Genomic DNA, 24,404 nt, shown 5'->3' with positions numbered 1-24,404 from the left:
CAAGGGGAGTTACCTGTGGAAAATAATCAAGCAAGCCAACAGCCCGCCCTCACCGGCAACGTCATGTTCTACAAGAATCCGCAGCCTCTGTCTCCAGAGCAGCATGCCGGTCTTGGCGTCAAGAAGATTGACCAGCCTTTCGGTTTCCTGCGCGAGGCGCATGCCGTGCCTGTGACCGTTACCGAGTTCGGTATGGCTGGAACCGCCTATCCCGTTATTTTTGTAGGCGAAGAGCTGACACCAGTTGCGGTTATGGGTATCCGTCAGAGCGAAAACCTGTTCGTACAGGCCGATGGTAAAGTTGACCAGGATTTCTATATCCCGGCCTTTATTCGCCGCTACCCGTTTGTATTTGCAAACGATCAGGATGCTGACCGTCTTCTGCTCTGCGTTGATCGCGATGCGCCAATGGTTTCAAACCAGCCTGAAATCCCATTCTTCCAGGATGGGCAGGCAACCGACTTTACGAATAACGCGATCGAATTCTGTAAGGAATATGAGCGCCAGCGTCGTTCAACGGTTGAGTTCATCAATCTTGTTAAGTCACTTGGTTTGTTCGAGCAGAAGTCTGTTTCTTTCCAGCCGCGTAACCCGGATGGTCAGCCATCTGGCGAGCAGCAGAAAATCGCTGACTATTTCGCAATTGATGAGAACAAGCTCAACGATCTGTCCGAAGAGCAGTTCAAACAGCTTCGTGACAATGGTGCACTTGGCGCAATCTATGCGCATATGATTTCGCTCCTGAACTGGCAGCGCGTCATCCAACGTGCAGTTATGGTTCAGCAAGAGCAGCAGCCAGCAACCGCATAGACTGCAACATAATCTGTTTTTAAAGGCGGCTCATTGAGCCGCCTTTTTTATTGCTATCTTGGCATGTGACATCACAAGCGTGTCATCTGGGGTTCTTTGCTGGTCTATTGCGGGTATATGCGGCTTCATATTGTTCAGGAGCCCGTAATCCATGATGGCCTTTATCCGTTTAGCTCTCAGTCTTTTTATGCTTGCTGCTGCCTTTATCGGGACGGCCAATGCGCAAAAAGTGGATGGCGGGCATGCCACGGTTGAACTGGTGTCCGAGCGCGCTGTCGCGATGCCAGGAGAGACATTTTATCTGGGGCTCTCTTTCGAGCTGGACGAGAAGTGGCACATTTACTGGAAAAATGCGGGTGATGCGGGCCTGCCACCTGTGATCGCCTGGGGCGACTATGGCCCGCCAGCTGCTCTCACAGAGGTTGAAGACTTTCATTGGCCAACGCCTGAATTGCTGCCTGTCGTGCCCGGCCAGATCATGGATTATGGCTACTCAAATCAGGTCGTCCTGCCATTTGCAGTGACACTTGCTGATGATGCGACAGGCCCTGTCGATATCGCAATGCGAGTCGATTACCTGATCTGCTATGACATCTGTATCCCTGAAAGCGTTGATCTGCGCCTACTGCAATCAGTCGGCGCGGGGCAGGTTCCTGATACGTATGGCGGCACGCTGATCCAAAGCGGATTGCTCGCGCAGCCGCCGGCCTTTGATGGAGAGGCCGCCCTGACCAAGCAAGGTGATGTTTGGGTGCTTTCCGCTAAAGGTGCTCAATTGGCGGGCCTGTCCGGGGAGGCGCGCTTCTTCCCTGAGGGGCATGAAATTGTCCATGCTGCAGACCAACCAGTTTCCTTTGGTGAAGACGGGTTGCAGCTACGCTTGACCCCGGCAAAGAGTGATGCGTCGGTCCCGGATGTTCTGAAGGGCGTCATCAAGGTTGGTGAGACCGCTGTTGATGTGACCGTCACACCCGGCGCTGTTTTATCTGGAACAGAGGGGTCAGGAGCTGCAAGTTTTGGGGCACCCGTGAACTTACCGCTCTTGATTGGATTGGCGCTGATTGGGGGGCTGATCCTCAACCTTATGCCTTGTGTTCTGCCAGTCCTGTCGATCAAGGCGATGGGCATGGTGTCGGCTGCTGCTAATGGCCATGCCGGTGAGGCCCGCTCACATGGGCTTTGGTATACGGCGGGTGTCCTGCTCAGTTTTGCAGCTTTGGCTGCAGCCATCCTTGCGGTTCGCGCGGCAACGGGTGTGGCAACCTGGGGGTTCTGGTTGCAGGACCCAGTTGTGGTCACCGTTTTGATCCTGATCATTTTCATGATTGGTCTGTGGTTGCTTGGTCTGTTTGAGCTGGGCTCTTCGGTTCAGAATGTCGGATCAGGCCTCGCGGCGAAACAAGGGCCAGCAGGCGCTTTCTTCACCGGAGTTCTGGCGACGATAGTGGGAGCGCCCTGTGTCGGGCCATTCCTTGGCGCGGCATTGGGTGCCGTATTCGCCCGTCCAGCCTTTGAAGTTGTGACCGTTCTTATGGCCATGGGGCTTGGCTTGGCATTGCCTTTCCTGATTCTGAGTTTTGTCCCAAGCCTGCAACGTTTGCTGCCCAAGCCGGGCGCGTGGATGGAGACCCTGAAACAGGTGTTTGCGTTCCCAATGTTCCTGACGGCGGCCTGGTTGCTCTCTGTGCTCGGCGCTCTGGCGGGCTATCGCACCGCCGCCATCGTGGTCGCGGGGGCCGCTCTGGTTGGGTTTGGCCTTTGGGCCTTCAGGACAGCGGGGAAGGGAGCAAAAGCCATCTTGCTGAGCATTCTCGGTCTTGCCGTGATCATTCCGGCTTTCATGTTGATCGGGGCAACATCGGGCACTGATCTTGTCATGGGCCTGATCTGGCTGGCTGTTATTGTTGGTGGTTTTGTTGCTGTCGTCAAAGCGCCTGCGGGTGTGGCTGGCGGCTTGGCCAAGGGTCTGGCCGGACTCGCCATTGTCGCAGGGCTTCTGTGGCCGGTAATGCAGTCGCGCGTCGCGGCGGAAAACACAACGCCTGGCGAGGCTTATGCTGCAAAATATGAAACCGAAGTCTGGTCACCCGAACGCGTCGCGGAACTGGTCGCAGAGGGACGTCCGATCTTTATCGATTTCACCGCCGAATGGTGCGCCATATGTCAGGCAAACAAGTTGCAGACGCTACAGACCCGCCCGGTGACGGAAGCCTTTGAGGCAGCAAATGTCGCTTTTCTGGTTGCTGATTACACGCGGCCTGATCCGGTTATCGCGGCAGAGCTGCAAAAGCACGGAAGGGCAGGCGTGCCGCTTTATCTGTGGTATCCTGCCGGGCAGAGCGAGCCGGAAGTTCTGCCAGAAGCGCTGTCAATTTCTCTCGTGACGGGCCTTGTCGAAGGCCGCTGAGCGAGTATTTCGAATACATGGCAATGGAGATAGGTAATGGTTGAACTGACACGACGGAATTTTGGTTTGGCGGCTGGCATGGCGACGGCTGTTGGTTTAACCGCGGCGGCTTTGATCGCTTTCTCATCTGCCGAAGCGCAAACGGTTGTCGAACCCGGAACAGTAGCACCTGCATTCTCGGATGCGGCTACGGCGCAAGGCGAGACCGTTTCCCTGTCTGATTTTGAAGGCAAGACGGTTGTGTTGGAGTGGACCAATCATGACTGTCCCTTTGTGAAAAAGCATTATGCGACCCCGCCTGCGAATATGCAGAGCCTGCAAGCTGAGGCGGGTGAAGCCGAGATTGTCTGGCTTCAGGTCATCTCTTCCGCGCCAGGAAAGCAAGGGCATGTTAGCTCTGAACAAGCGGTCCAACTCAATACTGACCGCGGCGCCGTACCCGCTTACACGATCATTGATGAGAGCGGTGATATTGGCCGCGCCTATGGCGCGAAAACCACGCCACATATGTATGTCATTAAAGGCGATGGCATGTTGGCCTATAATGGCGCGATCGACTCCATTCGGTCTGCCAGTGTCGATGATATCGCCAAGGCTGATCCGTATTTTCAGGATGCTGTAAACGCGGTCATTGCTGGCGAGCCTGTGCCTCTTGCAACCAGCGCGCCATATGGCTGCTCGGTCAAGTACTAGGCTTTGTGGGCCTCATTCTTGAGGTTCCAGATTGGTGTGCGGATAACCATCCACAGGATGAGCAGGGTCATCCCCGCGGCGGGTACAATGGCAATCTTGTAGGGGCCAAAGGCATCAACGAGGAAGCCCATGATGAAGGCGCCAAGCGGGGCGCCTGCCATGAAGCCGAGCTGATAGATCGACAGGACCCTGGCGAGCTGATCCTTGGGTGCGGCATCTTGAACGATTGAGCGGCTCATTGCGATTGAGACCCCGCCTGACAGGCCCCAGATAAAGACAATGACCAAAAAGCCCGCATGCGGGATGCTGGTCATCATTGGCAGGATGGCCAGCGAGCCAAGCAATTGCGCCGTCAGCAGAAGACGTCCCTGACGTTTGATATTCCGAAACAGGGATAGGGCGACCGAAGAGACAAAAGCCCCAAGCCAGAAGGTGACGAACATATCGCGGATGCCGTCACCGCTGAGGCCATAAACGTCGCGGTTGATGATCGGCAAGACCACTAGAAACGCGCCGATCACGAAGATCCCAACGCCAAACATCAAAACGGTCATAGCCCACAGCTTTGGATTGGCGGCGACGACTTTGAAGCCTTCCCCGATATCGCCAAACGCGGCTGTCAGACCGGAGCGGCCGGTTTTGACCTTACGGCCCCGCGCCAGCATGAAGGTCAGGACCGCGCCGAGGACAACAACAATCCCTTGCAGAGTCAGCAATTGCCAACTGGCAATGGGGCCAACGCCAAACCCGCCAAGCCAGGAGGGCATCTGGGTCATCTTGTCCGCATAGCCGCCAAGGATGAGGCCGGTAATCTGGGCGGCAAACTGGGCCAGTGTCGCAAAGGCCACTCCCTGTTGCAGGGTAACGCCAGACCCAACGCGGGAACGGCGCTCAACCACTTCATTCAGCATCGAATCGCGGGCCGGCATCATGAAGGCCCCAACCGTTCCAAGAGCCAACCCGTAAGCGATCATGATGGGGTAAGAGAGATTCCCTGTCGCCAGTGCGAAGGCGAGGCCAAATGCGGGCAGGGCGGCGAACACATGCAAAATCATCAATAGAGACTTCACACTCGCGCGCTCAGCCACAACACCGCCAATCAACAAGAAAACAACGGATGGCGCCGATAGCGCGAGATTGGCCACCCCAAGTTCTGCCCCGCCCAGACCGAGCTTATTGGTGATCAGGTATGGGAATAGCACCATCTGCAGGCCAAAGGCGATAAACCAGGTAGCCTGAACTGAGAGGTAGGCGGGCAGTTCGACTTTTACCCCACGGCGAGCCTTACGGGCCAGAAGGGATTGCGCCGTGGGCAGGAAGTTTGCACCCGCAGTTAGCGCTGCGCCCATGCCGCTAATCGGGGCTCGCGATTCTTCCAGCATATCGCCATCATCTTCGATGGTCGCGTCTACTGTGTCCAAATCATCCCCATTCGTGTCGGTCATGGCCGCTCCAGTTTTTTGTTAGGCCGACTGTATGAGCAAGAAACATGACACAAAAGCAAAAAACCACAGTCGGTCTGGAATCCTTATTGGTGGTATCCTCGCGGCATGGTAGCCCTGTGATGAAGAGGGAGATGTCTCATGCGGCTTTTACGGCATCTGGCCAGCTGGGCGTTGGCTCTGTTTTTGATTTTCATGTTTGTGCAGGCAACCATTCATCCTTTACCGAACCCACCGATCGGGCAGGTGAAACTGTTTGATGCCTCCGGAGAAAACATCGTCTTTGTCACAATGGCACAGAAAACCGGTATTGGGTTGATGGAGCCAACGGGCCGGGTTTTGGTCGCTCTTGCAGAGTTACTCGCTGCATTGTGCCTGCTCTTGCCAACCCTACGCCGCTTTGGCGCGTTGCTGAGCTTCCTGATTCTTGCAGGAGCTGTGACAGCGCATTTGATGCCGAATGTTCTGGGTCGTGAGGTTCCAGTATCGCTTATGCCGGGGGAAACCGCCACAGATGGTGGACAGCTCTTCGCTTTATCCATTGCCATGCTCACAGCCAGTTTGCTGGTTCTGGTGATCCATCCGGGTAAAAAAGACGCCTGATACCGGACTATTAACCTGTTTCTGCTCAGATGCCGGGCAAGAATAGAGCAGGTATATGGGCCATGGCTGAACCAATTCCGCTTCTGACCGAGAAGAATGGCGGGCGTGCGCGCCGCACATTGCTGCGTCGCTTGATCGATTATGTCGCCATTCCGGGGTCCAATATTGCCCATCAAGACCGGGCAATGGCAGGTGACATCCTGCTTGAGATGCTCTTTCACGCTGATGAAGATGACCGGGCGCTGTGTGCGCGGCGTCTGGCGGTGATGCGCGATGCCCCGCGACGCTTGCTGCGCTATCTGGCGCAGTGCTCGTTCGATGTAGCGCAGCCCATTCTTGAGCAGAATGAGGCATTCGATGCGTCTGACCTGTGCCAGATCGTTGAGCGCGTCACACCGGAACACCGTTTGGCCATTGCCAGCCGGAAAGTTGTCGAGCCTGCACTAACCGATAAGCTGGCTGAGTTTGGTGAACCTCACGTTCTGGAGGCGCTGGCCAAGAACCAGGGCGCGCAATTCTCCGAACATGCTATGGATGTTATGGTCAGGCGGTCCCGTAAACATGAGCGGTTGTGTCCGCTGCTGGTTGCGCGGCTGGATTTGCGCCCTTCACAAGCGATGATCCTGTTCTGGTGGTCGGATGGGGCAACCCGGCGTGAGATTCTGCGCCGCTATTCGGCTGACCGTCTTGAGATGATCGAAATGTGTAGCGATGTGTTCGCTATGGCGGCGGAAGAAAACTGGGGGGATCCGGTAGTTCGAAAGGCGCTGCAGCTGATTGAGCGGCGGCAGCGAAACCGTGGCGCGATCGAGAAAAGCGATTATGAAAGCCTTGAAGACGCCATTCACCATGCTTCTGTTCATGGCATGGATCCCGAACTCGCGCAGGAAATTGGCTACCTTTCCGGGATAAGGCCTGTAACGGCGGCAAAGATCATGAGCGATTATGGCGGCGAGGGTGTTGCGGTTCTCTGCAAGGCGACGGGGCTAAAGAAACGCCCCTTGGCGGAGCTTTGGTCAGCCCTAAAGCGCCCCCTCAAGAATGAGGATGGCAGCCTCCACTCGCTATTTGCCTATACTTTGGAGACTTATGACTTGCTGACAGTTGCCAAGGCACAGACCACACTGCGTTATTGGAACTGGTCATTATCATCATCTTTCTCTCCGTCGGCGAACAAAAGGGCGCTGATCGAGGAGGAGGCCAATGACGAAAGTGATTTCTCCACATCACGCCGAACAGCCCGTCTCGTCTTCGAAAATTAACCTCGACTGCGATATTTCGCAGGTCTTTCTTCGGTTAGCCCTAGTCAAACCTGCTTCTGCATTCTAATTCCACGCCAAGAAACGGTTATGAAGCGAGGATTGCAGGGCGCGTGGGCTATTTTATCGGCTTACTTTTCGTAATTACAGCGCTCTGGTTGGGCCTTTCCGGGCTCTACAAGACGCTTATTCTAGCCTTGATGGCTGTATCGGTCGTTCTGACCATGGTGCTTGCGGTCCGCCTTAAGGTCATCGATCGCGAAGGGGTTCCATATGGACGCCTGCCGCAATTGATGTGGTACTGGGTCTGGTTGGTAATCGAAATCTTCAAAGCCAACTGGCAGGTGATTAAGGCGGTGTTGAGTGCAGACCTGACGATCAACCCAGCCTTGGTGAAAGTCAAAACGCAGTGTGAAAGCGATTTGGCAAAAACTGTTTTTGCAAACTCGATTACTCTGACACCCGGCACAGTGACTGTCGCTATAGAGGGCAAGAGTATGCTGGTGCATGCCTTGAATGAAGAAGATGCTGGTCCGGGGGCATTTGATGAAATGGATCGCCGTTCCAAAGAAGCTTCTGATGGACGAGGGGCGACCTCATGATTGGTATGATTGGAGCCGCATCGCTCGCATTGGTTATTGCGGTGATGCTTTTGCTGATTCGCGCTTTGCGTGGGCCAACGCTTTATGACCGTGTTGCGGCGGTGAATGCGCTCGGCACCAAGACCGTGCTCCTTATTGGCGCGATTGGCTTCCTGCTTGGGCGCCCGGAATGGCTGGATATCGCTCTGCTTTATGCTTTGATCAACTTCGTGACGACGATCGCGATCCTGAAATTCTTCCGCTATCGTTCCTTCCAGGTGCCAATGGTACGCAAGTCCGGAGGCGGAGAATGAGTGCGATAATTGATCTTCTCCTGGTCATCAAACCCATCCTCGGTGCAGCGCTTTTGCTTGCTGGCGGCATTATGGGCATTATTGGCGCGATTGGAATTTTGCGTTTTCCTGATGTGTATACGCGTGTTCATGCGGCCAGTATTATTGATACCGGCGCGATGACTGTTGCGATCTTCGGCATGGTGCTGCTTGCCCCGACTATTACGATTGTGATCAAGCTGGCTGCCATCTGGCTCTTCCTGTTCATTACAGGGCCGACCTCCAGTCACGCACTTGTAAACGCAGCTTATAAGGCGGGTATCCAGCCGATGATTGGCGGCGAAGCCCGCGGTGAGAAAACCGGGACGGATGGAGGCGCTTCATGACCGGTCTTGAAGGGGCAGACCTGTCGGTCGCCCTCCTGAACATTACGCTTCTCTCGACTTTGTTTGTGATCGCAATTGCGATTGCGCGTTTGCGCAGCCTGTTTGCCATTGTCATGCTGGCTGGGATTTACTCGCTGGTGTCTGCGGTTTGGTTTGTCGCCCTCGATGCGGTTGACGTGGCTTTCACAGAAGCGGCTGTTGGGGCTGGGATTTCCACTGTTCTGTTCCTCGGCGCGATGGTGCTGACCTCCCGTACAGCCAAGGCGGCACCGAATATGCGTCGGCACATTATTGCCGGTTTGGTCGTGATCGCTGTTGGCGCAATCCTGGTTTATGCCTCGATCGATCTACCGGGCTTCGGTGATCCAAATTCTCCGGCCAACACGCATGTTGGAGTCGAATATCTCGAGCGAACCAAACCTGAGATTGCGATTCCAAACGTCGTGACCGCTGTTCTCGCCTCTTATCGTGGCTTCGATACGCTGGGCGAAGTTGGCGTGGTGTTCATGGCCGGGCTGGGTGTTGTGCTGCTGCTTGGTTTTGGTGAGCGGGCACTTGGGGCGCAGCTGCCACAAGGTGGACGTCGCCGCGAAGAAGAAGACGATGGAGGCCTGGAATGACCGATCACCACATCGTTCTGCGCGTGGTTGCAAAAGTCCTGATCCCGATCATTACGATCTATGGATTCTACGTACACTTTCATGGGGAATATAGCCCCGGGGGTGGGTTCCAGGCTGGCGTTATTCTGGCCGTGGCGCTGGTGCTTTACTCGCTGATCTTTGGTATTGCACCCACCATGAAGGCCGTAACCCCGGGGTTCGCCCGCGGCGTCGCAGGACTAGGCTTTTTGATTTATGCTGGCGTGGGTGTCTGGGCGATGCTCGCAGGTGGTAATTATCTTCAGTATAATGCGCTCTTGCGCGAAGAGCCGGGCGGGCATGTCGGCCAGCATATGGGCATTATCATGATTGAGGTCGGGGTTCTGATGGCGGTCGCCGGTGCGATGGTGTCGATCTATTATGCCTTTGCCGGGCGTGTCACAGAAATCCGCGACGAGGATTGGTAAGGCATGGTCGAGTTTATCCTTGAGCGCGGCAATTACTGGGCAATCATCGGCTTGATGATGATCGGTCTGTTCATTGCGTTTTCCGCCAGCAATCTGATTAAGCGTCTGATTGGTCTTGGCCTGTTCCAGACCTCAATCATCCTGATCTATGTGTCGTTCTCGCGGATCGACGGTGGGACGGCGCCTATTCTGTTTGGGGCTGACTACAAAAAAGAGAAGCATGACGCGGGTGACGCAGCTCATGGCGCAGCCGATTATGCCGGCGAGGCAGGGCACGGTGCTTATGAAGCCGCCTCAAAGGGGCTGGAGCATGTTTACTCTAACCCGCTGCCGCATGTTTTGATGCTGACCGCGATTGTTGTGGGGGTTGCCACCCTTGCGGTTGGTCTTGCGATCATTGTTCGTATTCGGGAAGCTTATGGTACAATTGAGGCCGACGAGATCCGCGATCAGGATATCGAGGTCGCCATTGCTCAGGCCGCTGATGAGGCCGAAGAGCGCGAAGCTGCGCAAGGAGCAAGCGGCGCATGATTGAATTGCTAACTTCACTGGTGCCTGAAACGTGGGCGATGCATGCGCCTGCTTTGCTGGTTGTTATCCCGATGCTGGCTGGGCCGTTTTGCGCCTTCCTGCCAAATGGACGTTTAGCGTGGATTGTCTCCATCGTTGCGACGGGTCTGTCTGTCCTGATGGCGCTGGTCCTGTTAACACAGGTCCGGTCTGTCGAAGGTGGGGCTGTTATCTCCTATGCAATGGGCGGTTGGGCACCACCAGCGGGGATTGAGTTCCGTATTGATGCGCTGAACAGCGTGGTTCTGTTGCTTGTGACCAGCATTGGTTTTTTGGCTTCGATCTTTGCCTGGCCGACGGTTAAATCTGAGATTCGCGAAGCCAAGCGTGCGATGTTCTTTGGCACCTATCTGATCTGCTTTACGGGTCTTTGTGGTGTTGCGAGTACGGCTGATGCCTTTAACCTGTTCGTCTTCCTCGAGATTTCATCGCTGGCGACCTATGTGCTGGTTGCGTTGGGGGCCGGGCGCGATCGTCGTGCTTTGCCAGCTGCGGGGAACTATCTGATCCTTGGGACGATTGGCGCGTCCTTCTTCGTCGTTGGTGTAGGCTTCCTCTATGCCGCAACGGGTACGCTCAACATGGCAGAACTCAGCGTTATGCTGAGAGAGGTCGCAGACAGTAAAGCCGTGATGGCAGGGTATGCCTTCATTTTCGTCGGGCTTGGGATCAAGGCCGCGATGTTTCCTCTGCACCAATGGCTGCCAAGCGCCTATGCCTATAGTCCAAGTTTCATTACCATGTTCCTTGCGGCAACCGCGACCAAAGTGGCGATCTATGCACTGATCCGCTTCTTGTTCACTGTGTTTGGCCTCGACTTCACCTTTGAAGGGTCCAGCCTGATCTGGGTGCTGATGCCGATGGGAATTGCGGCCATGCTGGCCTGTTCATTCCAGGCGGTTTTCCAGACCGATGTGAAGCGGACACTGGCCTATTCTTCGGTCGCGCAGGTTGGCTATATGCTGCTCGGCGTATCGATCGGAACCGCAGCGGGTGTGGCTGCGGGCATGTTCCACCTCGTCAATCACGCCATCATCAAAGGCGCTCTGTTCATGGCGGTTGCGGCTGTCGTGTTGATGCACAAGGGCACAACACTGAATGATTTCCGTGGCATTGGGCGCACGGCGCCGTTGACGATGACCGCATTTGCGATTTCGGCGCTCTCTTTGATCGGTGTGCCGCTAACCGCGGGTTTCCAGTCCAAGTATGCGCTTGTCAGCGCTTTGCTTGAGCATGGCTGGTGGTGGGGGGCAGCCGTTGTGATGTTCTCCAGCGTTCTCGCCGTGGTTTACATGGGCCGTATTCTGGAGCTGGTTTTCTTCCGCGCGCCGCTGAATCCGAACAAGAAACACAATGAGGCCCCGATGCTGGTACTGATCCCACTCTGGATCATGGCACTGGCCAGCCTCTGGATTGGGATACAGGGCAGCTTTGTTGCGGGCCTTGCAAATGATGCAGCCAGTGCGCTGTTTATTGGAGATGTGCGATGAGCGGTGAGTTGGCCATTACTCTGGCGCTCGTCCTGCCGCTAATCATTTGCGGCGGGATATGGCTGGCTGGGCGTGTCCCAAACCTGCGTGAAGGCGTAACTTTGGTTGGGGCAACCTGCCTGTTTATCGTTGCGATTATCATCGCGGTGATGACCTCAAACGGTAATGCCCCGGAGTTGAAGCTCTGGGCAGCAGCTCCGGGACTTGAGTTTGCGTTCAAGGCTGAGCCGCTCGGTGCCTTATTCGCGCTGGTGGCGAGTGGTCTTTGGATCGTGAATAGCTTCTATTCCATCGGCTATATGCGCGGGAATCGCGAGCGCAATCAGACCCGTTTCTACATGTGTTTCGCGATCGCGCTGTTTGGCGCGATGGGTGTTGCGATGTCGGCAAACCTGTTCACGCTGTTTGTCTTCTATGAGATTTTGACCCTATCGACCTATCCACTCGTGGCCCATAAGGGCGACGAGAATGCGCAGCGGGGCGCACGGATTTATCTGATGACCCTGCTGGGGACATCGATTGGTTTCCTGCTTGTCGCAATCATCTGGACAGGTGCGGTTGCAGGCAGTCTTGATTTCGTGCCGGGTGGCTTGCTGTCTCAGGTTGAAGACCTCAAGCCGATTGTTGCGAGTGTTCTGCTGATCTTGTTTGCCTTTGGTGTTGGTAAAGCGGCGTTGATGCCATTCCATTTCTGGCTTCCCAATGCGATGGTCGCGCCAACGCCGGTCTCGGCTTTGTTGCACGCCGTGGCGGTTGTTAAGGCCGGTGTGTTCACCATCCTGAAAGTCGCCGTTTACATCTTCGGGGAAGAAGTTCTGAACGCGACAGCCTCGCGAGAATTCATTCTGGCGGTTGCGTGTTTCACGATTATCACGGCCTCCCTGATCGCCATTACCAAAGACAATCTCAAAGCCCGTCTGGCGTATTCCACCGTTGCGCAGCTGGCTTATGTCACATGTGGCGCGATGCTGGCGGATCAGGCTGGCTTTATGGGTGGGGCTTTGCAGATCGCCGCGCACGCGGTTGGTAAGATCACCCTCTTCATGTGTGCCGGGGCAATCTATGTTGCGACCGGGCTGACCAATATTTCGGATATGAGAGGGCTTGGGCGACGTATGCCCTTGGTCTTCATTGCTTTCTTCATCGCTTCCTTGTCGATTATCGGGATTCCGCCATTGGCCGGGGACTGGCCAAAGTATGAGCTGATGCAAGGCGCGGCTGATGCTGGGCTCGACTATGTGCCGATTATCCTGATCATCTCATCGCTCCTGAATATTGCTTACCTCTTGCCGATCCCGATCCTGGCCTTGATGCCGCCACCGGGAACGCCTGAGCCAGCGCCATATAAGCGCCCGGGCGGTGCACCAATGCTGACAGTTGCCGCGCCGTGTTTCACAGCCTTCCTGTGCTTCCTGATGTTCTTCACGGTCGGGCCGCTGTCGAATTTCCTTGAAGGGGCGCTCGGCGAACGCCCGGCAGCCATCTACATGGCGGGAGGTCAGCCATGAGCACTCAACCTGAACGTGACGAAAACGGTCGTTTTGTAAAACCGGTTGAAGAGCCAAGGCCTGTACCGGAAGGGGATATACATCCGCTTTCCAAGCTCTTGTTTGGATGGACGCAGCATCCCCGCATTGGCTTGATCCTGTTGGTTGTGGTCGCGGTGATTTGTGGCCTTCTGGTTGTTCTCGACCTGACACTGGACCGGCACGAATATGTCGATGAGGCGAATGCAACAGGCTTTTACGCCCTTTGGGGCTTTGGCGCATTTGCGCTTGCGGTTCTGTCCGGTTGGCCTCTGGGGAGACTCCTGCGCCGCGACGAAGACTATTATGGCGAAGCGGATATCACGCCTGATGATATCGAGGAGCGGCAATGATCGAGTTTCTCACCCATATCAATCCGGGTTTCCTGCTCGTTATTGTCGGGATTATCGGGTGTTTCACGCCAGTTAAGCGTGTGCGTCAGGCCCTGATGGTTGCTACCCCAGTGGTTGCCATGATCCTTCTGGCTATGGCTGACCGCGGTATCAATCTATCGACGACAGCCGTGCTCGATATTGAGCTGGTCCTCTACAAGGTTGATAGTCTGAATTTTATATTCGGCTTAGCGTTCCTGCTCGCGGCTTTCCTGAATGCCATCTATGCGCTGCATACGGATGACCGCCTGCAGGATGGCATGGCCCTGACATATGCTGGCGCGGCAGTCTCGGCTACGTTTGCGGGCGACTTGATGACCCTGTTTATCTTCTGGGAGATTACAGCGGTCAGCTCGGTCTTCCTGATCCTGAGAGCCCGGACCAAGGCGGCCTATCAGGCAGCCATGCGTTATCTCGGCATTCAGATCCTGTCTGGTGTGCTTTTGCTCGACGGCTTGGCCTATGTTTACAAGTCTGCTGGTTCTCTGCGGTTCGATGAGATCGGAACCTTCCTGTCCTTTGAGGATCCGGGCGCGAAATACGTGTTTGCCGCATTCGCAATCAAGGCGGCTTTCCCATTCCTGCACAACTGGCTTCAGGATGCGTATCCAAAGGCGACCGTGGTTGGCGCTGTTGTCCTCTCAGCCTTTACAACAAAGCTGGCCGTTTATGCCTTTGCCCGGATGTTCCCAGGGTTTGAAATCCTGATCTGGATCGGTGCGATCATGACGGTCTTCCCGGTCTTCTTCGCGGTGATCGAAAATGACCTGCGCAAGGTTCTGTCTTACTCGCTGAACAACCAGCTTGGCTTCATGATCTGTGCGGTTGGTATCGGCACGCCACTGGCGCTCAATGGCGCAGCGGCTCATGCCTTTGCTCACATCATCTATAAGGGCCTCTTGTTTATGAGTATCGGCGCGGTCCTGTATCGGGTCGGCACGACCAAAGCGAGCGAGCTTGGTGGGCTCTGGCGATCCATGCCCTGGACAACGATCTTCTGCATCATTGGCGCGGTTTCGATTTCAGCCTTCCCGCTATTCTCTGGCTTTGTGGCAAAGTCGATGACGATGAGTGCCGTTGCAAAAGAAGGCTATGTGATCATCTGGCTGATGTTGCTTTTTGCCTCTGCCGGTGTGCTGGAGCATTCAGGGATCAAAATCCCGTACTTTACCTTCTTCGGTCATGATACCGGGCATCGTCCCAAGGAAGCACCGTTTAACATGCTGCTGGCAATGGGGCTTGCTGCGGCCATCTGTATCGCGATTGGCCTACCGGCCTTTGCGCCGGGCTTCGGCTATGATTGGCTCTATGGCTTGCTGCCCTGTACGGCGGCTGTTGGATCGGCCGTTTGTGAGGTCTCAGGTAAGGCGGTGGTTAGCTATGAGCCATATACGCTGGAGCATATCCTGACACAGATGCAGCTGCTGATGGCGGCGCTGCTGGCCTTCATCCTGCTCAAGCGGTTTGGCCTGTATCCGGCCGAAAAGCCAGGGACGATCCTCGACACAGACTGGTTCTACCGCCGTTGGGGCTATGGCCTTGCCAAGTGGAGCGGCCAGGTTTGGGGGAAAGCTGGACCGGCCATGACCGGGGTTGCTGGCAATGCTGGCGGGCGCGTCTTTGATCGTCTCGAAGAGGCCTTCAGTCCACGCGGCGCGCTGGCAAAAGGCGCTCTGACCAGTGGTATGGCACTATGGTCTGCAGTTCTGCTCGGAGTCGTTATGCTGGTTGTCTTGTTGTCTAGTTAGACCAAAGGTTTATACGTCATAAGACAATCAGCAGCAGCGCGCACTTATTCATCTGCTTTTTATATATTCCACTTGCTTTGCCTTCACCTTAGATTAGGCAAATAAAGGGATAATACAGATGTCAAATGAAGCGGCTGCCGCAACTGATCCAGACACCATTCTTATCTGTGCTGCAGATATTGTTTCTGCTTATGTCGGTAAGAATTCTCTGCCTTCTGGGGAATTGCCGGGTTTGATCACAATGGTCCACAAAACATTGTCTGAACTTGAAGTTGAGACTCAGGATGTTGTGCTACTTGATCCGGCTGTGCCAATTCGAAAGTCTATCACGGATGACTATCTGATCTGTCTTGAAGATGGGAAAAAGTTCAAATCCCTGAAGCGGCATTTGCGTTCGAAATACGATATGACCCCAGAAGAATATCGTGAGAAATGGGGGCTGCCTTACGACTATCCTATGGTTGCACCGAGTTACGCTCGCAAACGCTCAGATCTTGCTAAGAAGATGGGCTTAGGCAAGGGCGCTAAATAGTTCGTTTCGGATTCGATTTATTTTGGTTTCGATATCGTAACGCATTAAATATTTAACCTTGGTAAACGAATCGTTGCTTTGACTCTTGATCGGTGACTCGAATTCTCACAATAGTGATTCGAACGAATCACCACGGGGGTGGCAATGACCGAGTCAAGAGAACAGACAAAACTCACTGAATCGCAATCAGCGATCCTATCTTACTGGAGAAGCGTGACCCCTGAAGGCCGTTTGCCGAAGCGTGGTGATCTCGATCCTGGGGCCATTGTTCGCTATCTTGGTGGCGTTTCTATTCTGGAACTGAGTGAAACCGGGCAGGTTAATAGCCGGGTGACGGGCTCTCGTCTTGGGCATGCGTTTCCTGGTGAGACGCTTTCAACGCTTTACGCCCTGGGTTTGACAGCACTGCTGGAAGCCGCAAAGCCCGTGCGCGGTGTGCGCAGCACCAAGCGGGGTATCCATCACTGGTTACGCTTGCCCATGGTCAGTGACTGTGGCGCGCGCCTGCTGATCCTCTGCTATGATGAGGTTCTTCCTGTACGCCAGAATCGCGGACAGGAGGGCACGCCTTCAGAGCGCCTATCCACACAGTTCGAGCGCTTGGCAGCCTGATTTGTAAAGAATAATCTTTCTGAATAGGAAAAAAGTCCTACACTCTTCCCTGCGAGTCTATCATGTTGAGACGAGCAGATTTGGGTGGACAATATGGACGTACAATACGTGAGAGATCGACGACGAGCGCGGCTCGTTTCTGGCCTGGTTGGCTATGCGCTTCACGTGCGCACAAACGACATTTTATCAAACGAACGTGGCAGCCTGGAAGTTTCCAGGGCGCGACAGGTTGCGATGTATCTCGCACATACGGCGCTTGGGCTGTCTCTGGCGCGTGTGGCTTTGGCCTTTCAAAGGGATCGTTCAACGGTCGCGCATGCCTGTCACCTGGTGGAAGATCGCCGAGAAGATGAGGCCTTTGATAGCTGGGTGACAGGGTTGGAGGATGGCATTGCCATGATTGTGCCCCTGTCACGGGCCGTCGCATGACCGGAGAGCGTATGATCCGTGCTCTCAAACGGGGCGGTTGTGCGATCAATCGCTCTGATGCAGGCTGGGACATCAAGCGGACACGGGACGCACGCAGCACAACAATTGGGCAGTTAGAGGCTGAGCGTGTCGCAAGCCTTTGCCGCGATGGCCACCTCAAGCGGTTGGGAGACTTTGATCCGATCCGGTTGGTGTGGACCGATGGGGCTGGTGGCCAATTTACGCCGCAGCATTTTCCAACACAGGCTTTGGTATTAGAAAATGTGCCAAGACCCTATGGCTCATTGGTGGATCGATGCTTGAACGCGCTTCCTTGTGAGAAGACCCGTGGACGCCTGTTGAGTGCGGTCACAACTTATCGCGAAGACATCATGTGGGCTACGCAGGCTGGCGCGATATCGGGTATGAACTGGCGTGGCTTGGCCCTTGGTGTGCGGGTCGATTCATCAGGTATGCCCGATCGTCCTCTATCGAACCGATATGCCAGTCAGGCCGGTTGGCGCTTGCAGAAAGTGGCTGAACGCTTCGGAATGGATCAGCTCAGGGAGCTCAACAGTCTGGTTGTGGATGAGGTTTCGCGCAACCGTTTCTCAGAGGCTTTCAATGTTTCACGGCGGAAAGTTGAGGTCCGCGCACAGGCGCATCTTTCACACCTCGCAGACCTCTATGAACGTGACTTGATAAGCCCGTCTAGGATATGATGTTAATCAGGCGACAGATTTTTGAATGCGATCAAGCATTGAAGCCAGCCCGTTGGAGCGCTGAGCAGACAGGGCGCCAGACACACCAATCTTGTCGAGGAAGCCTTTCGCATCAAAGCTTCTAACCTCTGCATGGGTGGCTCCTGAGAAGAGCCGAATCAGCAGCGCAATGAGGCCAGAGACAATCATCGCATCAGATTCAGCCCGAATGCTGATACGATCATCGGAATCTGTGATGACCATCCAGACTTGCGAGGCGCAGCCCCGTACACGAGACTCTTCTGTCTTTTCGGCTTCTTCGAGGCCCTCATTGGCCTTGCCGAGATCAATGATGTGCGCATAGCGCTCTTCCCAGTCTTCCAGGAAGGCAAACTCATCTTCAATATCGCTGGCACGGGCTGTAATTGTCATGGCGCTGACATGGGGCAGGCGGGGGGAAAAGAAAACCCCTGTGCATCAGGCAGATCGACAATTTCGGATGCGAAAAATCAGTGATCTATCTGTTCGGAAGGTGGAACACATTACGAGATAGGCCATCGGGAAACGTCTCCCGCGTGAAGACAGTGCCACCCAGGGATTCGACGAGTTTGCGTGCCGCAATATTCTCGTCATTCATATGTGTTTCCACCATGTCCCAACCAAGTTCATCATAACCAAATCGAATAGCCGCTTGTGAAGCCTCTTTAGCATAGCCTTTCTGGCGTGCGGATGGGATGATCCACCATGTGAGTTCTGAGCGCGGATAGGCCTCCGGCCACCACAGGCCGCATCCGCCAATCATTTCCCCATTGTTCTTAAGGGTGACAGCCCAGCGTCCATAGCCACGTAACGCCCAGTGTCCGATATCAGTTGCCAGCACGCGCCAGGCTTGACCATCTGAGAGCGGCCCTCCGTAGGCTTGGGAAGCCTCCTCATCGGCAAAGAAAGCCCGATAGACGGGGAAGTCCTCAGCCCGCGGTTCGCGTAAAATCAGCCGTTCGGTTTCCAGGAGTGGCACCATGAAGTCGATTTACCAAAGCGGGTATTGATGTCCATAAGCGTGTCTCTGGAAATTGCGGCAGACACAAAAAAGCCCCCGTTATAACCGGAGGCTTTTCCGCTTGGATATGATCGCAGCCTACTGGGAGACCTTTCCAATGCACTTGCCGACATCGGACAGAGCGTGCTCGCCGATACAGAAAGGCACTTCATAATGCTTGTGGGCGGCAGCAACGCATTGCTGTAGATTGAGCTGTGCCATGTTCAGACAGCCTGCGGTTTCGCGTTCCTGCATTGCCAGACGCATACCGTCGATAGAGCCACTGTCGGCCCCAAGGATACGATAGGCCGCCAGGGTCGCAATCCGATCAGCGATGGGTTCTTTACCATAGGCGATCCGCTGTTGGTTGTTCAGACGGGACACAGAGGCCGGTAGACGGATCGTGCTTGCGGCGCTTGTGACGCTTTCCCAGACAGATGGTGATCCGCTTTGACCCGCTTGCGCCAAAACACTGTTGATTTCAGGAGACGAAAGCGCTGTGACCAGGCCGCCCTGAGCAGGGATGCCGATCTTGGAGGAACTCATCAGGCTATCGGCGATGGCACCTGAATCGCCAACGCGACCTTTCGCCCAGCCAGCACCTTGCAGGCTATAGGCTTGCTCTTTGACATAGGCTGCAGCGCCAATCAGACGGCGGCTATCCGCGCTGGTCGCTGTCAGAGATGAACCAACGGCAGAGCCACCGCCATTCAGGCTGCGCGCATAGCGGACGTCATTGTTCAGGCCCCGCATCAGGGTTTCGCGACCATAATAGCCCTCAATATCGAGCACGGCGGCGCGGAACTCAGAATCCTGAGCAGCGACAAGGGCGGAGTAGGAGAGCCAACCCTGTGTGAGTTGGTTAGAGTTGTGACCGCCAAGATTGCTAAGCGCTTCGTCAATATCGCTTGCAGACCGGAAGCCTTGTGACTTCACGTCCGTAACATCACCATGATATGTGCCGTAAACCGCCGCGGCCCGAGCCAGTGGATCAACCATCGGGGCGGGTGTCGTAACTGCCGCAACAGGCTCGGCTGCAGGCGTTTCAGGTGCGATGACTTGGGCCATTGCTGGCAGGCTGAGCCCTGCGATCGCGGCAAAAACTGTAGTCAGGTGTTTCAGTTTCATGGCGGTTTCCTTGCACGCTACTCTGGTTAACTAGTGTGGCCTATCTTTTGCCTGTGGCAAAGGTTAGTCTGTGTCTTTCGTCGGCACATGACCGAAATTTTAGACGGCGCTGATGAGGATAATGGCTAACAAATCTCACCGTTCTGTTAATGAATTGACCTTTGAGGCCGATGATCCTGCTTTTTTCTCTGTATTGATACAGGGCGGATTGGCGGCGCTTTTGGTCGGTCTGGTTATGTTGGCAGGCGGACTGGCCTCTCCAGCCATCGCGCTTGTGGTCCTGTTCCCGATCCTGATTGGCCTGACGGCCGGCCTGCGTGCTGTCCGATCAGCGATTCTGTATGCCGTTGCCGCGTTTACTCTCCTTGGTTTGATGCATGTTCTAGCTCTGATGCCGCCGCCGATTGCGTTCTTCCGGGAAGTCTCAAACTGGGTCTTGGCGGCGGCAATCACGCTGGCCATCCTTTTGTTTTTACGCCGGGATCGCCTTTGGGGCGGCGAGGTGGCTCTTGCGCGACCTTCACAAGAGGGAGCAAAAGTCATTCAGCCGAACCATATGCCTGCCTTGCTGGTCGACGTTTCCGAGTATGGTCGTATTCGCGCCCTGCATGGCGACGAATCTATGCTCCCTGGGGTGCGCACTGGCCAAGAAGTGACGGCCCTATTGGTGCGTAATGAGCGTCGCCCGACACTCGACCTGTCGCACGAGAAGGGGCGTTTGTTGATCTTCACGTCTACAGAGGCCGTTGATGATGAGACGTCACTGCAGGATATTGCGGGTTTGGGGCATGATCTGAAAAGTCCGCTCAATGCGATTCTGGGCTTCTCAGGCCTGATGGAAGGGGACACGAAGGCGCTCCCGAGTGCATTCAAAGACTATCCCGGGTTCATCAGCGAGGCCGGGCAGGTCCTCCTCAGCCGTGTGGAACAGCTCCTCGACTTGATCAAAGCTGACAGCGGGAACTTGTCGCTGAACATGCGCCCCGTGAATGTCTATGATCTAGCTCGGGATAGTCTCGCTAGGCTCTCTGGGGTCGCAAAGGCGACCAGTGTCGGCTTTCGTTTAAGCGGGGATGAGACCTGTCAGGCCTTTGCCGATCCAGAGGCAATGGCCCGGATTATTGAAAACCTGGTTACGAATGCGATCAAGTATGCGGAAGCGGGGGATACAATTAGTCTTCGTGTGGAGATGGAACCCCGCTGGGCGAGGCTAACCGTACAGGATAGAGGGACCGGGATTGGGGCGGAAGATCTGGAAAAGCTGGCACAGCCCTATGTACAGGCCAGCCATACGGATGGGCGCGAAGGGACTGGATTGGGATTGGCTTTGGTCAAAAAACTTGTGGCCATGCAGAATGGTGAGTTTCGCATCCGCAGCGCGCGAGGGCATGGCACGGAAATGATTATCCGCCTGCCTCTTGCCGCCTCAGATTAGACTTTCACGCCGCCTTTTTCCGCGTCTTTCAGGAAAGCTGCGAGGCCTTTGTCCGTCAGTGGGTGGTTAGCGAGGCCTTTGAGGACATTTGGCGGCACGGTGGCCACGTCGGCGCCAGCCAGCGCCGAGAGCTTTACATGGTTTGCATTGCGGATTGAGGCCGCAAGAATCTCAGTTTCGAACATGTAATTGTCATAGATGGTGCGGATGTCTTCGATCAACTCCATTCCGTCGACATTGATGTCATCGAGCCGCCCGATGAAAGGGGAAATGTAGGCTGCACCCGCCTTGGCTGCGAGCAGAGCCTGGTTGGCAGAGAAACAGAGCGTCACATTCACGGCTGTTCCAGCATCCGTAAGGATGCGGCAAGCGCGCAACCCATCCATGGTGAGCGGCAGTTTAACCGCGACATTGCTTGCAATGGCTTGCAGTTTCTTGCCTTCATCAACCATCGCTTGCCACTCAGTGGCTACGACTTCAGCACTGACATGGCCTTCGGTCAGGTCACAAATTTCGGCGATGACTTCCTTAAAGTCGCGACCAGACTTTGTGATCAGGGAAGGATTGGTCGTCACCCCATCGATCAGGCCTGTCGCGGCGAGGTCTTTAATCTCTGTGGTATCGGCAGTGTCGACGAAGAATTTCATGGCAAGCCCCTCTGGTGCGTATAATCCAACCGCTTAGCGCATCGTGCCGCGATTCCTAGAGCTTTTGCAGCAGCTCATCAAAATAGGTGATCGTTTTCACCAAACCGTCGCGCAGTTTGATCGTTGGCTCCCAATCAAGCTGATCCTTGGCGCGGGTAATGTCCGGGCGACGCTTCTTGGGATCATCCTCGGGTAGAGGCTTGTTGGTCAGCTGTGATTTTGAGCCGGTCAGGTCGATCACATGCTCGGCCAGTTCGCGAATGGTGAACTCGCCTGGATTTCCGAGATTGATCGGTCCGGTCACACCTTCAGGGCTTTCCATGAGGGCGATCAGCCCACGAACCAGATCGTCAACATAGCAGAAGCTACGGGTTTGCTGGCCATCGCCGTAAAGCGTTATGTCCTCACCGCGCAGGGCCTGTACAATGAAATTAGAGACAACCCGGCCATCATTAGGATGCATACGCGGGCCATAGGTGTTGAAGATCCGCGCGACTTTGATGTCGAGTTGGTGCTGACGGTAATAGTCAAAGAACAGGGTTTCGGCGCAGCGCTTGCCCTCATCATAGCAGGAGCGCGGGCCGATTGGGTTCACATTGCCCCAATAGTCTTCCTGTTGGGGGTGAACGTCCGGGTCGCCATACACTTCAGAGGTGGAAGCTTGCAGAATGCGCGCCTTGGTCCGCTTGGCGAGGCCAAGCATGTTGATAGCGCCATGCACGCTGGTTTTGGTCGTCTGAACCGGGTCAAACTGATAGTGCACCGGACTTGCCGGGCAAGCCATGTTGTAGACCTGATCAACCTCAACAAAGAGCGGGATCGTCACATCGTGGCGCAGCATTTCGAAATGCTTATTGTCGAGCAGATGCGCGACATTTGCCCGTGCGCCCGTGAAGAAATTGTCGACACAGAGCACTTCAGCGCCAGTTTTTAGCAAAGCCTCACATAGGTGAGACCCGATAAATCCGGCTCCGCCGGTCACTAGGATACGTTTTTCAAGATGCATGTCATTTCTCAAGCGTGGGTGATGCCATTTGGCAAGGGGGATATAGCTTTCGATATCAAGTCAGTATCGTAGTCACTAGTCTTCCAATGCCCCAATAAATTGGAGCCGCCAAAAAGGATAGAACAACAACTTGCCAGCGTTGAAGCCTTTGTAACACAAGAACGAAGCTCAATGTGCCAACAGATAACAAGCCGACACCAGTATATTTGAAGACTTCACTCTCGGTAGGCGATCCGCCTGTCAGGTATCCCATCATTCCCAAAATAACAAAGAGAAAGACGAATGAGGCCCGACTGATCACCATCAGACAGGTCGTCCGATGCTCGTATAGGCAAAACCGCGTTTGGCCATGTCAGATGCTTCGTAAATATTACGCAGGTCAACAACGACATTGCCATTCAGCGTGTCTTTAACGCGATCCAGATCAAGCGCACGGAACTGGTTCCACTCGGTGATGATCACCATGGCATCAGCGCCTTCCAGCGCTTCATACGGGTTCTTGGCATAGTTGATACCTTCCATCATGTGGCTGGCTTCTTCCATGCTTTCGGGGTCATAGGCTTTGATAGTTGCGCCTGCAGCGATCAGCGCTGGAATGATGTCGAGGCTTGGAGCATCGCGCATATCGTCTGTGTTCGGCTTAAAGGCGAGGCCTAGAATACCAATTGTCTTGCCGGAGACGTCGCCGCCCATGGCCGCGATGACTTTATCCGCCATCGCTTTCTTGCGCGCAGCGTTGACCTCCACAACCGTATCGACAATGCGCACTGGACTATTATGATCATTGGCGGTTTTGGTGAGCGCCAGCGTATCTTTCGGGAAGCAGGAGCCGCCATAGCCGGGCCCGGCATTCAGGAATTTTGGCCCGATCCGGCCATCAAGACCGATGCCTTTAGAAACTTCCTGTACGTTCGCGCCGACTTTTTCGCAAAGGTCCGCCATCTCGTTGATGAAGGTGATCTTCACTGCAAGGAAAGCGTTGGCGGCATATTTGATTAGTTCAGATGTGCGGCGGTTGGTGAAGACGATTGGGGTCTCATTCAGGTAAAGCGGGCGGTAAAGCTCGCGCATGACCTCTTTGGCTTGCTCATTATCAGTGCCGACGACCACGCGATCCGGACGTTTGAAGTCGCCAATTGCAGCACCTTCGCGCAGGAATTCCGGGTTTGAGACAACCGCAAAATCCGCATCTGGATTGGTCTTGCGAATGATCGCTTCGACCTCATCGCCTGTGCCAACCGGGACCGTCGATTTAGTGACAACCACAGTGAAGCCAGTCATCAGCTTGGCGATTTCTTCAGCGGCGGCATAAACGTAAGACAGGTCCGCATGACCATCGCCACGCCGGGAGGGTGTGCCGACAGCAATGAAAACGGCATCGGCATCGGCAATTGCATCCTTCGCCTCTGTCGTGAAGAAGAGGCGCTCTTCCTGAACATTGGTTTCAACCAGCTTGTCGAGGCCCGGCTCATAAATCGGCATGATGCCTTCGTGCAGGCGGTCAATCTTGCTGGCGTCCTTATCAACGCAAGTTACGACATGGCCGAAATCGGCAAAACAAGCCCCACTGACAAGACCAACATAGCCTGTCCCAATCATCGCTACACGCATGGCTCACCTCTCAGTTTAC

27 protein-coding genes are annotated in these 24,404 nt (G+C 55.0%); 20 read left to right on the top strand and 7 right to left on the bottom strand.

Annotated features, from left to right (window positions below):
- Positions 1-15 precede the first annotated feature (15 nt).
- From RYZ27_RS09470 to RYZ27_RS09460, 3 genes are all read left to right on the top strand, one after another.
- Entirely contained in the window at positions 16-810 is a 795-nt protein-coding gene (locus RYZ27_RS09470) for a SapC family protein (RefSeq protein ID WP_406679255.1), read from the top strand.
- 151 nt (positions 811-961) lie between these two features.
- Positions 962-3,217 (top strand): protein-disulfide reductase DsbD family protein, encoded by a 2,256-nt coding sequence (locus RYZ27_RS09465; RefSeq protein ID WP_406679254.1) that lies wholly within the window; start codon positions 962-964, stop codon positions 3,215-3,217.
- A 36-nt stretch (positions 3,218-3,253) separates the two neighbouring features.
- On the top strand, positions 3,254-3,910 hold the full coding sequence (locus RYZ27_RS09460) for a redoxin domain-containing protein (protein WP_406679253.1): 657 nt from the start codon (positions 3,254-3,256) through the stop codon (positions 3,908-3,910).
- Here the strand turns inward: RYZ27_RS09460 and RYZ27_RS09455 are convergent.
- Positions 3,907-5,355, bottom strand: coding sequence for an MFS transporter (locus tag RYZ27_RS09455; RefSeq protein ID WP_406679252.1), 1,449 nt, complete (start codon positions 5,353-5,355; stop codon positions 3,907-3,909). The genes RYZ27_RS09460 and RYZ27_RS09455 overlap by 4 nt on opposite strands.
- 138 nt (positions 5,356-5,493) lie before the next feature.
- On the opposite strand from RYZ27_RS09455, the gene RYZ27_RS09450 reads away from it, so the two are divergent.
- The 16 genes from RYZ27_RS09450 to RYZ27_RS09375 all read left to right on the top strand — a co-directional run bounded on the left by RYZ27_RS09450 (position 5,494) and on the right by RYZ27_RS09375 (position 17,540).
- Positions 5,494-5,955 carry a hypothetical protein gene (locus tag RYZ27_RS09450; protein ID WP_406679251.1) on the top strand — a complete coding sequence of 154 codons (462 nt, stop codon included), beginning with the start codon at positions 5,494-5,496 and terminating at the stop codon, positions 5,953-5,955.
- Positions 5,956-6,017: 62 nt separating this feature from the next.
- Positions 6,018-7,217 carry a DUF2336 domain-containing protein gene (locus RYZ27_RS09445; protein ID WP_406679250.1) on the top strand — a complete coding sequence of 400 codons (1,200 nt, stop codon included), beginning with the start codon at positions 6,018-6,020 and terminating at the stop codon, positions 7,215-7,217.
- Positions 7,218-7,327: 110 nt separating this feature from the next.
- Positions 7,328-7,816 carry a Na+/H+ antiporter subunit E gene (locus RYZ27_RS09440; protein WP_406679249.1) on the top strand — a complete coding sequence of 163 codons (489 nt, stop codon included), beginning with the start codon at positions 7,328-7,330 and terminating at the stop codon, positions 7,814-7,816.
- A gap of 5 nt (positions 7,817-7,821) precedes the next feature.
- Positions 7,822-8,109 carry a monovalent cation/H+ antiporter complex subunit F gene (locus RYZ27_RS09435; protein ID WP_406681778.1) on the top strand — a complete coding sequence of 96 codons (288 nt, stop codon included), beginning with the start codon at positions 7,822-7,824 and terminating at the stop codon, positions 8,107-8,109.
- The gene (mnhG, locus tag RYZ27_RS09430; RefSeq protein WP_406679248.1) at positions 8,106-8,474 is read left to right on the top strand and encodes a monovalent cation/H(+) antiporter subunit G; all 369 of its coding nucleotides are present in this window, start codon (positions 8,106-8,108) and stop codon (positions 8,472-8,474) included. The genes RYZ27_RS09435 and mnhG overlap by 4 nt, the downstream gene beginning before the upstream one ends.
- Entirely contained in the window at positions 8,471-9,094 is a 624-nt protein-coding gene (locus tag RYZ27_RS09425; protein ID WP_406679247.1) for a DUF4040 domain-containing protein, read from the top strand. Before mnhG ends, RYZ27_RS09425 begins: the two co-directional genes overlap by 4 nt.
- Positions 9,091-9,540 carry a Na(+)/H(+) antiporter subunit B gene (locus RYZ27_RS09420; RefSeq protein ID WP_406679246.1) on the top strand — a complete coding sequence of 150 codons (450 nt, stop codon included), beginning with the start codon at positions 9,091-9,093 and terminating at the stop codon, positions 9,538-9,540. Before RYZ27_RS09425 ends, RYZ27_RS09420 begins: the two co-directional genes overlap by 4 nt.
- A 3-nt stretch (positions 9,541-9,543) precedes the next feature.
- Positions 9,544-10,071, top strand: a complete 528-nt coding sequence (locus tag RYZ27_RS09415; protein WP_406679244.1) for a cation:proton antiporter subunit C — start codon at positions 9,544-9,546, stop codon at positions 10,069-10,071.
- Positions 10,068-11,600 carry a monovalent cation/H+ antiporter subunit D family protein gene (locus RYZ27_RS09410; RefSeq protein WP_406679243.1) on the top strand — a complete coding sequence of 511 codons (1,533 nt, stop codon included), beginning with the start codon at positions 10,068-10,070 and terminating at the stop codon, positions 11,598-11,600. Before RYZ27_RS09415 ends, RYZ27_RS09410 begins: the two co-directional genes overlap by 4 nt.
- Positions 11,597-13,108: a proton-conducting transporter membrane subunit gene (locus tag RYZ27_RS09405; RefSeq protein ID WP_406679242.1), complete on the top strand. Its 1,512-nt coding sequence runs from the start codon at positions 11,597-11,599 to the stop codon at positions 13,106-13,108. Before RYZ27_RS09410 ends, RYZ27_RS09405 begins: the two co-directional genes overlap by 4 nt.
- Positions 13,105-13,479 carry a hypothetical protein gene (locus RYZ27_RS09400; protein WP_406679241.1) on the top strand — a complete coding sequence of 125 codons (375 nt, stop codon included), beginning with the start codon at positions 13,105-13,107 and terminating at the stop codon, positions 13,477-13,479. Before RYZ27_RS09405 ends, RYZ27_RS09400 begins: the two co-directional genes overlap by 4 nt.
- Positions 13,476-15,266 (top strand): Na(+)/H(+) antiporter subunit D, encoded by a 1,791-nt coding sequence (locus RYZ27_RS09395; protein WP_406679240.1) that lies wholly within the window; start codon positions 13,476-13,478, stop codon positions 15,264-15,266. The genes RYZ27_RS09400 and RYZ27_RS09395 overlap by 4 nt, the downstream gene beginning before the upstream one ends.
- Positions 15,267-15,384: 118 nt before the next feature.
- Complete coding sequence (locus tag RYZ27_RS09390; protein ID WP_406679239.1) at positions 15,385-15,798, top strand: MucR family transcriptional regulator; 414 nt, start codon at positions 15,385-15,387, stop codon at positions 15,796-15,798.
- A gap of 144 nt (positions 15,799-15,942) precedes the next feature.
- On the top strand, positions 15,943-16,410 hold the full coding sequence (locus tag RYZ27_RS09385) for a PAS domain-containing protein (protein ID WP_406679238.1): 468 nt from the start codon (positions 15,943-15,945) through the stop codon (positions 16,408-16,410).
- Between the two features lie 93 nt (positions 16,411-16,503).
- On the top strand, positions 16,504-16,839 hold the full coding sequence (locus tag RYZ27_RS09380; protein ID WP_406679237.1) for a helix-turn-helix domain-containing protein: 336 nt from the start codon (positions 16,504-16,506) through the stop codon (positions 16,837-16,839).
- Between the two features lie 11 nt (positions 16,840-16,850).
- The gene (locus tag RYZ27_RS09375; RefSeq protein WP_406679236.1) at positions 16,851-17,540 is read left to right on the top strand and encodes a hypothetical protein; all 690 of its coding nucleotides are present in this window, start codon (positions 16,851-16,853) and stop codon (positions 17,538-17,540) included.
- Between the two features lie 6 nt (positions 17,541-17,546).
- On the opposite strand, the gene RYZ27_RS09370 is transcribed toward RYZ27_RS09375, so the two are convergent.
- The 3 genes from RYZ27_RS09370 to RYZ27_RS09360 form a co-directional block, all read right to left on the bottom strand.
- Complete coding sequence (locus RYZ27_RS09370; RefSeq protein ID WP_406679235.1) at positions 17,547-17,951, bottom strand: SufE family protein; 405 nt, start codon at positions 17,949-17,951, stop codon at positions 17,547-17,549.
- An 85-nt stretch (positions 17,952-18,036) separates the two neighbouring features.
- Positions 18,037-18,540 (bottom strand): GNAT family N-acetyltransferase, encoded by a 504-nt coding sequence (locus RYZ27_RS09365; protein WP_406679234.1) that lies wholly within the window; start codon positions 18,538-18,540, stop codon positions 18,037-18,039.
- A gap of 117 nt (positions 18,541-18,657) precedes the next feature.
- Positions 18,658-19,686, bottom strand: coding sequence for a hypothetical protein (locus tag RYZ27_RS09360; protein WP_406679233.1), 1,029 nt, complete (start codon positions 19,684-19,686; stop codon positions 18,658-18,660).
- Between the two features lie 121 nt (positions 19,687-19,807).
- Here RYZ27_RS09360 and RYZ27_RS09355 point away from each other — a divergent pair, with 121 nt between their 5' ends.
- Positions 19,808-21,121 (top strand): ATP-binding protein, encoded by a 1,314-nt coding sequence (locus RYZ27_RS09355; RefSeq protein WP_406679232.1) that lies wholly within the window; start codon positions 19,808-19,810, stop codon positions 21,119-21,121.
- Here RYZ27_RS09355 and fsa read toward each other — a convergent pair.
- The 3 genes from fsa to RYZ27_RS09340 form a co-directional block, all read right to left on the bottom strand.
- Positions 21,118-21,768 carry a fructose-6-phosphate aldolase gene (gene fsa, locus RYZ27_RS09350; protein ID WP_406679231.1) on the bottom strand — a complete coding sequence of 217 codons (651 nt, stop codon included), beginning with the start codon at positions 21,766-21,768 and terminating at the stop codon, positions 21,118-21,120. The two genes, RYZ27_RS09355 and fsa, sit on opposite strands and share 4 nt — an antisense overlap.
- 55 nt (positions 21,769-21,823) lie before the next feature.
- Positions 21,824-22,774 (bottom strand): UDP-glucuronic acid decarboxylase family protein, encoded by a 951-nt coding sequence (locus tag RYZ27_RS09345; RefSeq protein ID WP_406679230.1) that lies wholly within the window; start codon positions 22,772-22,774, stop codon positions 21,824-21,826.
- Positions 22,775-23,077: 303 nt separating this feature from the next.
- On the bottom strand, positions 23,078-24,385 hold the full coding sequence (locus RYZ27_RS09340) for a UDP-glucose dehydrogenase family protein (RefSeq protein ID WP_406679229.1): 1,308 nt from the start codon (positions 24,383-24,385) through the stop codon (positions 23,078-23,080).
- Positions 24,386-24,404 lie beyond the last annotated feature (19 nt).

Source organism: Hyphomonas sp. FCG-A18 (assembly GCF_045287255.1).
In the GTDB taxonomy this organism is placed as follows: Bacteria; Pseudomonadota; Alphaproteobacteria; order Caulobacterales; family Hyphomonadaceae; genus Henriciella.
The sequence above is the reverse complement of the archived record's forward strand: the minus strand, read 5'-3'. Positions and strand labels throughout refer to the sequence as shown.

What these genes read in the sequence shown, in the direction of transcription:
- RYZ27_RS09355 (WP_406679232.1), top strand. Translation starts at nt 19,808, where the DNA reads ATGGCTAACAAATCTCACCGTTCTGTTAATGAATTGACCTTTGAGGCC.
- fsa (WP_406679231.1), bottom strand. Translation starts at nt 21,768, where the DNA reads ATGAAATTCTTCGTCGACACTGCCGATACCACAGAGATTAAAGACCTC.
- RYZ27_RS09400 (WP_406679241.1), top strand. Translation starts at nt 13,105, where the DNA reads ATGAGCACTCAACCTGAACGTGACGAAAACGGTCGTTTTGTAAAACCG.
- RYZ27_RS09410 (WP_406679243.1), top strand. Translation starts at nt 10,068, where the DNA reads ATGATTGAATTGCTAACTTCACTGGTGCCTGAAACGTGGGCGATGCAT.
- RYZ27_RS09465 (WP_406679254.1), top strand. Translation starts at nt 962, where the DNA reads ATGATGGCCTTTATCCGTTTAGCTCTCAGTCTTTTTATGCTTGCTGCT.
- RYZ27_RS09455 (WP_406679252.1), bottom strand. Translation starts at nt 5,355, where the DNA reads ATGACCGACACGAATGGGGATGATTTGGACACAGTAGACGCGACCATC.
- RYZ27_RS09345 (WP_406679230.1), bottom strand. Translation starts at nt 22,774, where the DNA reads ATGCATCTTGAAAAACGTATCCTAGTGACCGGCGGAGCCGGATTTATC.
- RYZ27_RS09420 (WP_406679246.1), top strand. Translation starts at nt 9,091, where the DNA reads ATGACCGATCACCACATCGTTCTGCGCGTGGTTGCAAAAGTCCTGATC.
- RYZ27_RS09390 (WP_406679239.1), top strand. Translation starts at nt 15,385, where the DNA reads ATGTCAAATGAAGCGGCTGCCGCAACTGATCCAGACACCATTCTTATC.
- RYZ27_RS09380 (WP_406679237.1), top strand. Translation starts at nt 16,504, where the DNA reads ATGGACGTACAATACGTGAGAGATCGACGACGAGCGCGGCTCGTTTCT.
- RYZ27_RS09405 (WP_406679242.1), top strand. Translation starts at nt 11,597, where the DNA reads ATGAGCGGTGAGTTGGCCATTACTCTGGCGCTCGTCCTGCCGCTAATC.
- RYZ27_RS09370 (WP_406679235.1), bottom strand. Translation starts at nt 17,951, where the DNA reads ATGACAATTACAGCCCGTGCCAGCGATATTGAAGATGAGTTTGCCTTC.
- RYZ27_RS09435 (WP_406681778.1), top strand. Translation starts at nt 7,822, where the DNA reads ATGATTGGAGCCGCATCGCTCGCATTGGTTATTGCGGTGATGCTTTTG.
- RYZ27_RS09360 (WP_406679233.1), bottom strand. Translation starts at nt 19,686, where the DNA reads ATGAAACTGAAACACCTGACTACAGTTTTTGCCGCGATCGCAGGGCTC.
- RYZ27_RS09385 (WP_406679238.1), top strand. Translation starts at nt 15,943, where the DNA reads ATGACCGAGTCAAGAGAACAGACAAAACTCACTGAATCGCAATCAGCG.
- RYZ27_RS09375 (WP_406679236.1), top strand. Translation starts at nt 16,851, where the DNA reads ATGATCCGTGCTCTCAAACGGGGCGGTTGTGCGATCAATCGCTCTGAT.
- RYZ27_RS09415 (WP_406679244.1), top strand. Translation starts at nt 9,544, where the DNA reads ATGGTCGAGTTTATCCTTGAGCGCGGCAATTACTGGGCAATCATCGGC.
- mnhG (WP_406679248.1), top strand. Translation starts at nt 8,106, where the DNA reads ATGAGTGCGATAATTGATCTTCTCCTGGTCATCAAACCCATCCTCGGT.
- RYZ27_RS09365 (WP_406679234.1), bottom strand. Translation starts at nt 18,540, where the DNA reads ATGGTGCCACTCCTGGAAACCGAACGGCTGATTTTACGCGAACCGCGG.
- RYZ27_RS09450 (WP_406679251.1), top strand. Translation starts at nt 5,494, where the DNA reads ATGCGGCTTTTACGGCATCTGGCCAGCTGGGCGTTGGCTCTGTTTTTG.
- RYZ27_RS09395 (WP_406679240.1), top strand. Translation starts at nt 13,476, where the DNA reads ATGATCGAGTTTCTCACCCATATCAATCCGGGTTTCCTGCTCGTTATT.
- RYZ27_RS09445 (WP_406679250.1), top strand. Translation starts at nt 6,018, where the DNA reads ATGGCTGAACCAATTCCGCTTCTGACCGAGAAGAATGGCGGGCGTGCG.
- RYZ27_RS09460 (WP_406679253.1), top strand. Translation starts at nt 3,254, where the DNA reads ATGGTTGAACTGACACGACGGAATTTTGGTTTGGCGGCTGGCATGGCG.
- RYZ27_RS09425 (WP_406679247.1), top strand. Translation starts at nt 8,471, where the DNA reads ATGACCGGTCTTGAAGGGGCAGACCTGTCGGTCGCCCTCCTGAACATT.
- RYZ27_RS09340 (WP_406679229.1), bottom strand. Translation starts at nt 24,385, where the DNA reads ATGCGTGTAGCGATGATTGGGACAGGCTATGTTGGTCTTGTCAGTGGG.